This is a genomic window from Micromonospora craterilacus, assembly GCF_003236315.1.
In the GTDB taxonomy this organism is placed as follows: Bacteria; Actinomycetota; Actinomycetes; order Mycobacteriales; family Micromonosporaceae; genus Micromonospora; species Micromonospora craterilacus.
The window spans coordinates 1-7,946 of the sequence record NZ_POTY01000289.1; the positions used below are offsets into that span (position 1 = coordinate 1).

9 protein-coding genes and 1 tRNA gene are annotated in these 7,946 nt (G+C 69.8%); 5 read left to right on the forward strand and 5 right to left on the reverse strand.

Translation table 11 applies throughout. The annotated features are described in order from the left end of the window. Window positions 1-419, reverse strand: a 419-nt coding sequence (locus C1I95_RS29835; RefSeq protein WP_199523973.1) for a tetratricopeptide repeat protein, incomplete at its 3' end; no start/stop codon positions are given. A gap of 215 nt (window positions 420-634) precedes the next feature. Between C1I95_RS29835 and C1I95_RS29840 the strand changes: the two genes are divergently transcribed. After that, window positions 635-718 (forward strand) — tRNA-Leu (locus C1I95_RS29840). Window positions 719-1,085: 367 nt separating this feature from the next. Here the strand turns inward: C1I95_RS29840 and C1I95_RS29845 are convergent. Next, the gene (locus tag C1I95_RS29845) at window positions 1,086-1,577 is read right to left on the reverse strand and encodes a YkvA family protein (RefSeq protein ID WP_111218881.1); all 492 of its coding nucleotides are present in this window, start codon (window positions 1,575-1,577) and stop codon (window positions 1,086-1,088) included. A gap of 195 nt (window positions 1,578-1,772) precedes the next feature. On the opposite strand from C1I95_RS29845, the gene C1I95_RS29850 reads away from it, so the two are divergent. Genes C1I95_RS29850 through C1I95_RS29860 form a run of 3 tightly spaced genes read left to right on the forward strand, consistent with a single transcriptional unit; the run spans window position 1,773 to window position 4,095 of the window. After that, window positions 1,773-2,162 carry a GntR family transcriptional regulator gene (locus C1I95_RS29850; protein WP_111218883.1) on the forward strand — a complete coding sequence of 130 codons (390 nt, stop codon included), beginning with the start codon at window positions 1,773-1,775 and terminating at the stop codon, window positions 2,160-2,162. Next, window positions 2,159-3,058, forward strand: coding sequence for an ABC transporter ATP-binding protein (locus tag C1I95_RS29855; protein ID WP_111218885.1), 900 nt, complete (start codon window positions 2,159-2,161; stop codon window positions 3,056-3,058). Before C1I95_RS29850 ends, C1I95_RS29855 begins: the two co-directional genes overlap by 4 nt. Then, window positions 3,055-4,095 carry an ABC-2 membrane transporter-related protein gene (locus C1I95_RS29860; protein ID WP_111218887.1) on the forward strand — a complete coding sequence of 347 codons (1,041 nt, stop codon included), beginning with the start codon at window positions 3,055-3,057 and terminating at the stop codon, window positions 4,093-4,095. Before C1I95_RS29855 ends, C1I95_RS29860 begins: the two co-directional genes overlap by 4 nt. Before the next feature lie 90 nt (window positions 4,096-4,185). Here C1I95_RS29860 and C1I95_RS29865 read toward each other — a convergent pair whose 3' ends face one another. Next, a complete protein-coding gene (locus C1I95_RS29865) occupies window positions 4,186-5,544 on the reverse strand; it encodes an amidohydrolase family protein (RefSeq protein ID WP_111218889.1) in 1,359 nt (452 codons plus the stop codon). A gap of 25 nt (window positions 5,545-5,569) precedes the next feature. Continuing rightward, window positions 5,570-6,298 carry an Atu4866 domain-containing protein gene (locus C1I95_RS29870; protein WP_111218891.1) on the reverse strand — a complete coding sequence of 243 codons (729 nt, stop codon included), beginning with the start codon at window positions 6,296-6,298 and terminating at the stop codon, window positions 5,570-5,572. A gap of 127 nt (window positions 6,299-6,425) precedes the next feature. Between C1I95_RS29870 and C1I95_RS29875 the strand changes: the two genes are divergently transcribed. Continuing rightward, window positions 6,426-7,253 (forward strand): helix-turn-helix domain-containing protein, encoded by an 828-nt coding sequence (locus tag C1I95_RS29875; protein ID WP_111218893.1) that lies wholly within the window; start codon window positions 6,426-6,428, stop codon window positions 7,251-7,253. Between the two features lie 20 nt (window positions 7,254-7,273). Here C1I95_RS29875 and C1I95_RS29880 read toward each other — a convergent pair whose 3' ends face one another. Continuing rightward, window positions 7,274-7,810: a nuclear transport factor 2 family protein gene (locus C1I95_RS29880; RefSeq protein ID WP_199523974.1), complete on the reverse strand. Its 537-nt coding sequence runs from the start codon at window positions 7,808-7,810 to the stop codon at window positions 7,274-7,276. Between the last annotated feature and the right edge of the window lie 136 nt (window positions 7,811-7,946).

Here is a 7,946-nt window from a genome sequence, read left to right on the forward strand (position 1 = left end):
CCGAGATACTCCCGTGCCGTGCGTACGGCCGGGTGGTCGGCACCCAGCACGGCGGGGCCGGCGGCGGCGACGCGGGTGTAGTTGCGGCGGGCCTCGTGGCGGTTACCCAGCTCGTCGGCGACCGAGCCGAGCTCGAAGGACAACGCCAGCATCAGCGGGTCCCCGTGGGGCCACCGGCGCTCCCCGGCGGCGAACGCCTCCTCCAGCACCCGACGGGCAGCGCTCGGGTCATCCGCCTCCCGGTGCAGCCGGGCCAGCAGATGCGCGGTGCTCAGCACGTCCGGATGATCCCTGCCGAACGGCGGCCGGGTGGACTCGACCGCGTCGGTCAGCAGGTCACGGGCGGCGGCGAGGTTACCCGCCCCGCGCAGCGCGAGAGCCCGCTGCTGGGCGACGGCCAGGGGAGAGGCATGGGGCACGTGGCTCATGCTGCCGGGTACGGGCACCCCGACGCCACCCGACCCACGAGCCGTCACGGGCCGTCCCGAAGCCCCGGTCGAGCCGGTCCGGACGTGCCCCGAATGCCGATGTGCATGATCCACCTGCGGCGTGTACAGTAACTCCCCGTGCGGCCCACCGGGCGGCCTGCAGGTGGTGGACCACCCAGGCCGGCGCGGTAGGCTGGACAGAGCAAGTCCGGGTGGCGGAATGGCAGACGCGCTAGCTTGAGGTGCTAGTGCCCGTATAGGGCGTGGGGGTTCAAGTCCCCCCTCGGACACAATCTAGTACATGATCCACTTGGGGTCGCCTGAGCGGATACCGTGCGGGCGGTCGGCCGGTAGGTCAGGGCCAGCCCCAGTTCGCGGTAGATCAACGCCTTGTCTGCGGGGTCCGCGTCACGGAGCACTGCGGCCATGTCTCCCAGCGCTTTGACTGTGTGGCGGATCTCGTCCGGTGTCATCGTCCGGCGTCCGGTGAGTCCAGCTAGACGCCCCTGCGGATCCAAGTCCATGATGCTCGGTAGTGTCGGATTCTCGCCGCAACCCGTACGTCACGGTCGAGGCTGCCGCGCGGTACACGTCCGCGATCGCCCACACGGCTGACACTGGGCGCCCTTGTCCTGAGGTTGATGGGCATAAAGTGCCTCAGCTAGGGCGTCGCTGTCGTGTGGTGGCGGATCGGCGATGACGGCCGCTAGTTGCCCCGCCGCGAGTTCCCAGCTCGGTGCCGGGTACGGGAGTGCGGATACCGGTCAGGCGGCACAAGGCGGCGAATCCGTCCTCGGTACCTGGCCAGTGCCGGCGGACCGCCTCGATCCCGGACCGGCGGACCACCGAGCGCAGCACCGCGGCCACGATGATCGCATCGTCGGCATAGCCCAGAATGGGGATGAAGTCGGGGATCAGGTCGATGGGGATCGCCAGGTAGGCCACCAGTAGACCGAGCCGGACCCGCGCTCCTCGCGGGAGGCTGCGGTCACCGGCCAGACGGCGCAGCAGCCGCAGCAGGTCCGGCAGAATCCGGATCGTCTCGGTGAGCAGCGGACCTTTCGGTCGCGCGATCAGCAACCCGACCAGCAGCGCCAGCCACGAGACCAAGACCGCGACACCGAGGCCGATCAGAACGTTCCACCACATCAGACTGTCAGTTCCTCCAGGTAGCACGCCTCGGCGCAGTCGGGCCCGCCCCTGCACTCGATGGGCCTGGTGTTGGGCAGGGCGCAATCGTCTACGCGCATTTGGCGAGCGGGCTGGTTCGTGGTTGGTGCTTGACACGCGTCCGACTCCCATGCACTCTCATTTCACTAGCAATCTAGTGGAACAGGATTATGGGTGATCGACTTCCACGTCGACGCGCGCTCGGGGATCGCCCCGTATCTGCAGATCGTCAGGCAGGTACGCCAGGCGCTGCTGCTGGGGCTGCTCGCCGAGGGCGACAAGCTGCCCACGGTCAAGGAGGTGGTCGCCAAGGTGGCGATCAATCCGAACACCGTGAGCAAGGCGTACCGCGAACTCGAGCACCTGGGTCTGGCCGCGGGAAAGCCGGGGGTGGGCACTTTCATCACCCGGTCGCTCGGCCACGCATCGCTCATCGAGCACGGTCCGTTGCAGCAGGAGCTGCGTGCCTGGATGGACAAGGCCCGCGCTGCGGGCCTGACCGAGCCGGGCATCGAGGCGATGTTCCAGAACACCCTGCGCGAGAGCGCCGAAGAGGAGAAATGAACGCGATACTGCAAGCCCATGCGCTGGGCAAGAGATACGGCCAGCGCCAGGCGCTGGCTGACTGCACCCTTGATTTCCCGCTGGGGCGCGTCGTCGGCTTGGTCGGGCCCAACGGCGCGGGCAAGACCACGCTGCTGAAGATCGCCTGCGGCATGCTCGCGCCGACCACGGGGCGGATCGAGGTGCTGGGCGAACAGCCCAACGGCGCAACCGCGCAACTGGCCCGAGTCGGGTACGTTGCCCAAGACACTCCCACCTACGCGAGCCTGTCCGTCGCCGACCACCTGAAGTTCGGCGCCAAAATGAACCCGGCCTGGGACGCGAAGCTCGCACAGGCCCGCGTCGAGCAGCTGGGCCTGAACCCGAAGCAGAAGGCGGGCAAACTCTCCGGCGGGCAGCGCGCCCAGCTCGCCCTGACCATGGCGGTCGCCAAGCGACCCGAACTGCTCATCCTCGATGAACCGGTCGCCAGCCTCGACCCGCTGGCCCGCCGCGACTTCCTGCGCCACCTGATGGAGTCGGTCGCCGAGCACGACACCAGCGTCATCCTCTCCTCACACCTGGTCTCCGACCTCGAACGCGTCTGCGACTACCTGGTCGTGCTGGTCTCCTCCCGCGTACAGCTCGCCGGCGAAACCGATGACCTGCTCGCGCAGCACCACCGGATCGTGTGCACGCGGCGCCAGGAGTCCGACCTGCCCGCGGGGCTGGAGGTCATCTCGGCGGAGCACACCGACCGGCAGTCCACGTTCGTGGTGCGAAGTGACAGCGAACTACCCGCCGGGGACTGGTCCGCCGAACACCTCGAACTGGAGGACCTCGTGCTGACCTACCTGGAGCGGCCCGTCGAACACGGCGGCGATACCGCGATGCAACCGACGGGAGCAGCGCGATGATCTGGGTGACCTGGCGGCAGTTCCGTGCCCAGGCCCTCACCGTCCTGGCCCTGCTCGCCGCCGCCGCGATCGGCTTCCTGATCACCGGGTTGCGGATGCACCACAATTACAGTGCGGCCCTGGCCGCGTGCGCCCCGCTGCACGCCTGCGACGGCGCGACCCCCGCGGCGCGGGCGTTGGGTGCCCAGCTCAGCCAGTTGCAGCGAAGCTACGAGCCCGTGTTGATGCTCCTGCAACTCCTCGTGATCGCCGTACCGGCGCTGATCGGCATCTTCTGGGGCGCGCCGCTGATCGGCCGTGAACTGGAAACCGGCACGCACCAACTCGCCTGGAACCAGACCGTGACGCGCACCCGATGGCTCGCGGTCAAACTCACCGTCGTCGGCGTCGCCGCGATCGCCACCGCAGCGATCCTCAGTTGGCTGCTGACCTGGTGGGCCGGGCCGCTGGACCAGCTCAGCGGTGACCGGTGGGCGGCGATGACCTTCGCCTCACGCGACATCGTCCCGCTCGGCTACGCCGCGTTCACCTTCGCCCTGGGTACCACGCTGGGACTGCTGCTGCGCCGCACCCTGCCGGCCATGGCCGTCACCCTCGCCGTGTTCATCGCCATCCAGATTCTCGTGCCCACCCTCATCCGACCCCACCTGCTGCCGTCGACCACGACCACCTTCCCGATCAACCAGGCCAGCACCAGCCAGTTCCACGGCTTCTCGGGCACGCAGACGGACTTCCACTTCGACCTGCCGACACCGCAGGGCGCGTGGCTGACATCCCAGCCGCCCGTGAAGAACTCGTCCGGCCAGGTCGTCCGCATCGACAGTTACCCCGAATGCTTCCCAGATAGCCAAGGCGACGCCCCAGACCTGAGTCAGATCGGCGCCTGCCTCGCCAAGGACAACCTCCACCAGACAGTCACCTACCACCCCGCGAGCCACTACTGGCCCCTGCAGTGGATGGAAACCGGGATCTTCCTCGTGCTTGCCGGGGCGCTGGCCGGTACCTGCCTCTGGTGGATCCGGCGCCGACAGAACTAACCGTTGCCCCGCCCCGATACTCGAAGACTGCCGCGAGTAGCGTCGATCCGCTAAGGCTCAGGATGTTCTCGACCCGGTGCGGCATCCGGATTACCCGCCCGTCCACCGCTGTTCCTCCTTGACGACGGCCTTGCGGATCGCGTCGCGGGATTCGGTCACCTGCCGGCGCAGCTCGTCCATGTCCGCGCCGACAAGCTGCCCGTTCCGCTTGCGCACCTGGCCGGCCACCACGACGGTCTCGATGTTGCGGGCGTCGGCCCCGAGCACCAGCGTGCCGACCGCGTCGTTGAGCGGCATCGTGTTGATGTCGTCGGCGGCGACGACCAGCAGGTCCGCCTGCTTGCCGGGGGTGAGGGAACCGGTGACGTCACCGAGTCCATTGGTCCGGGCGCCCTGTGCCGTGGCGAAGTCCAGCACGTCGCGTGAGGTGATCCGGTCCGGCGTGGTGTCCGTGCCGTACGCGGCGTTCACCGCACGCATCCGCTGGATCGCGTGCAGGGTACGCATCTGCGTGAACATGTCGCTGGCCAGCGCCACCTCCACGTCGATGCTGAGTCCGGGCCGGATACCGACGGCCAGCGCCTCGTCGATCGCGGGTACCGCCGTCTCCAGGCCGATCTGCGCCTCGGAGGTCGGTGCCAGCGACACGGTGACCCCCGCGTCGCCCATCGCCTGCCACGCCTGCGAGGTGAGGCCCGTGGCGTGGATCAGGGTCAGGTTCGGGCCGAGCAGCCCGTCGGCGGCCCAGCGCAGGATCGCCGCCGACGACGGCATACCGAACACCGCGTCCACGCTGACACCGAGGTCGAGATCGCGCGCGACGGCCGCCAGCTCCGGCCCGTAGGCCAGGGCCGGGCCGGCGATCTCGTCGGTGGCCAACGCCGCCAGGCGCAGGGTCACCAGCCCGCCGTTCGTCCCCTGGTACGCCCCGCACAACCGGGCCAGGTCGCCGGGCCACTGGCGGTCCCACTCACCGAAGTGCGGTCCCATCGACGCGTGTACGCCCCGGATGCCGGTGTCGACCAGCGCCTGGATCGCCGCGTCCGAGTGCGCTGCCGTACGGGAGTTGTGCGAGAAGTCGAGCATCGTGGTGATGCCGGCGTCGAGGGCGGTGAGCGCGGCGAGCCGGGTGCCGACGTACATGTCGTGCGGCGTGTACGCGGGCGCGATCCCGGCCAGCGTCGACATCACGTACGCCCCCAGGTCGGTCACGTCCGGGATGCTGCGGCGCAGCTGCGCCTGCCAGGCGTGCCGATGCGTGTCGACGAATCCGGGGCTGACGATCCGGCCGGTCGTGTCGATCACGGTCGTGCCCGCCGCCTCCGGATGCGACCGCAGGTCCGGGCCGACCGCGACGATCCGGTCCTCGCGGACCAGCACGTCACCCCGTTCCAGGTCGCCGATGGCCGGGTCCATGGTGACGACCGTGCCGCCGCTGAACAACATCATCGGGCTCTCCCTTCGCTGTCTGCGCTCATCGGCGGCGCAGGACGTAGCCGGCGTGGTGCAGCACCCCGTCGACGAACCGGCCGTACGCCCAGAAGCCCAGGTCGTCGCGGTAGACGATCCGGTCGCCGTCGATCCAGAACGCCCCCTGGTACGCGTGCGGCCGACCGCCCCGCGTCTCGTCGTACCGGCCGTCGGCGGTGAGTTCCTGGTGCAGGAAACCGGTCTCGTCGATCCACATGCCCAGGTAGGGGCTCTCGACCGACCGCGGTCCCGGCTGGGGCGCGATCGGGGCGGGCGTGAGCCGACGGCCGTTGGCGAGCACGATCTCGCCGTCGACGACGATCGCGGCGGCCTGCTCCGGACGCCAGACGATCATCTCCAGCACGGACCGGCCGGAGGTCGGGCCGGCGACCAGGGCGAAGGTGGCTGGGTTTCCGGGGGTGAGCGCGCCGACCCGGTCGGCGGGACGAACGCGCAGGCCGGCGACGGCGACACCGTCGACAATCGCGGGCACGATGGTCAGGCCGGTGCAGTCGACCACGATCGCGCCGTCGTCCTCGGCTGCGGTGTGCAGGCCGGTCCCGACCGCGACGATCTCGTTCGTACCGACCAACAGGTCGGCGGCGGGGAAGTCACCGATCACCGGGTCGAGCGTGTGGATGGCGGCGTTGACGAACATCAGTGGCCGGTGCCGGTCGCCGGTGTTCCCGGCGATCTCCGCCAGTACCGCCTCGTCGAGCATCGGGCTGCTCATGGCGTACCTCCTGGGTTTGGGTTCGTGCTCCCACCGTCACCGGTGGCGGAATCGGCAGCCAGGCCGGACCGAACCAGGGTGTGACGCACCCTGCCTGGCCGGAACCCGCACGGTTACCGTTGGTGGCATGCCGACGACCGCGCTCGGGGCGTTCCTCACCGCCCGACGCGCCCGGTTGACCCCGGGCGACGTCGGCCTCGTCTCCAGTGGCACCCGGCGCGTCGCCGGGCTGCGGCGTGAAGAAATCGCGGTGCTGGCCGGGGTGAGCGTCGACTACTACACCCGGCTCGAACAGGGCCGCGAGCGCAACCCGTCATCGTCGGTGCTGGCCGCCGTGGCCCGGGCGCTCGACCTCGGGCCGGACGCCCACGACCACCTCTTCCGGCTGGCCGGGCTCTCGCCCGGCAGCGCGCCGACCCCCGCTCGACCACAGGTCGGGCAGAGCCTGCGCGAACTGCTCGACGCCTGGCCGGACACCCCGGCCGTGGTCATCGACCGGCGACTCGACCTGCTGGCCGGCAACGCGCTGGCCGACGCGTTCTACGTGGACTTCACCGAAGCGGACAACCTCGTCCGGATGACCTTCCTCGACCCGGCCGGTATGACCTTCTTCGCCGACTGGCGTCGCGCCGCCGAGGCGTGCGTGGCGAACCTGCGCCTGGCCCTCGGCCATGACCCGCACGACCGGCGGGCGCGGGAACTGGTCGAGGAGATGGGCGCCGCGAGCGCGGAGTTCCGCAGGCTGTGGGGGCGGCATGACGTGCAGGGCAAGACGCACGAGGCGAAGACGTTCCGGCACGGCGCGGTGGGCGAACTGACGCTGTCGTACCACGCGTTCGACGTACGGGACGCGCCCGGCCAGCAGTTGATCGTGTACCGGGCGGAGCCGCACAGCCGCAGCGCCGAGGCACTGCGGCTGCTGGGCACCCTGGCCGTCAGTCGCTGGCTCCGCTGACCCCGGCTCGTACCGCCGATTCAGGTCAGCTCGACGCGTTCGATGAGTTCCCGCACCGCGATCATGTCCAGGAAGGCGTGGCAACGCACCACCTTGCCGCCTCGCATCTGCCAGATCCAGCAGTACTCGTTGTGGTAGTGGACGCCGTCGGTGGCCGTCGCGTCACCCTCGAACCGGATGATCACGGTGTCACCGTCGGTCCACATGTCCTTGATCGTCATCCTGAGGATCGACGCCAGCCGGTCCAGGATCGGTGCCGACCCCTCCGCCAGGAACTCGGCCTTGGAGGTGTAGGTGCGACCGTTGACGATCGTCCATCGGATGTCGTCGTGGAGGATCTCGTAGATGTCGCCACCCGCGTTCTGCCGCGCGAAGGCACGCAACACCGCCGCCCGGTTGCGGCCCTCCTCGCCCGGTTTCCCGGGGCCGTGCCCGCCGGGCCGCTCGGCAGGGGCCGCCGAGGCCGCGCCAGCCCCGGCCAGGGTCGTCAGTCCACCGGCGACTCCTGCGGTCAGGAGCACCCGCCGGCTGTGCTGCGTGGCACTGTCCTTCATCATCGTTCCTCCCTAGTGGGCCGTCCATGAACGTTCACCGGGTCTGATCGGTCAGGCGGCTCGGGTGTGAGGCCGGCCCCAGCGGTGTTGGCGTTCGCTGCGGACTCGGGCGCGTTCGCGGCGTTGAGCGGCGAGGACG

Excerpts from the sequence above, each read along its gene's own strand:
- C1I95_RS29845 (WP_111218881.1), bottom strand. The coding sequence starts at position 1,577 with ATGTGGTGGAACGTTCTGATCGGCCTCGGTGTCGCGGTCTTGGTCTCG.
- C1I95_RS29855 (WP_111218885.1), top strand. The coding sequence starts at position 2,159 with ATGAACGCGATACTGCAAGCCCATGCGCTGGGCAAGAGATACGGCCAG.
- C1I95_RS29860 (WP_111218887.1), top strand. The coding sequence starts at position 3,055 with ATGATCTGGGTGACCTGGCGGCAGTTCCGTGCCCAGGCCCTCACCGTC.
- C1I95_RS29865 (WP_111218889.1), bottom strand. The coding sequence starts at position 5,544 with ATGATGTTGTTCAGCGGCGGCACGGTCGTCACCATGGACCCGGCCATC.
- C1I95_RS29870 (WP_111218891.1), bottom strand. The coding sequence starts at position 6,298 with ATGAGCAGCCCGATGCTCGACGAGGCGGTACTGGCGGAGATCGCCGGG.
- C1I95_RS29875 (WP_111218893.1), top strand. The coding sequence starts at position 6,426 with ATGCCGACGACCGCGCTCGGGGCGTTCCTCACCGCCCGACGCGCCCGG.
- C1I95_RS29880 (WP_199523974.1), bottom strand. The coding sequence starts at position 7,810 with ATGATGAAGGACAGTGCCACGCAGCACAGCCGGCGGGTGCTCCTGACC.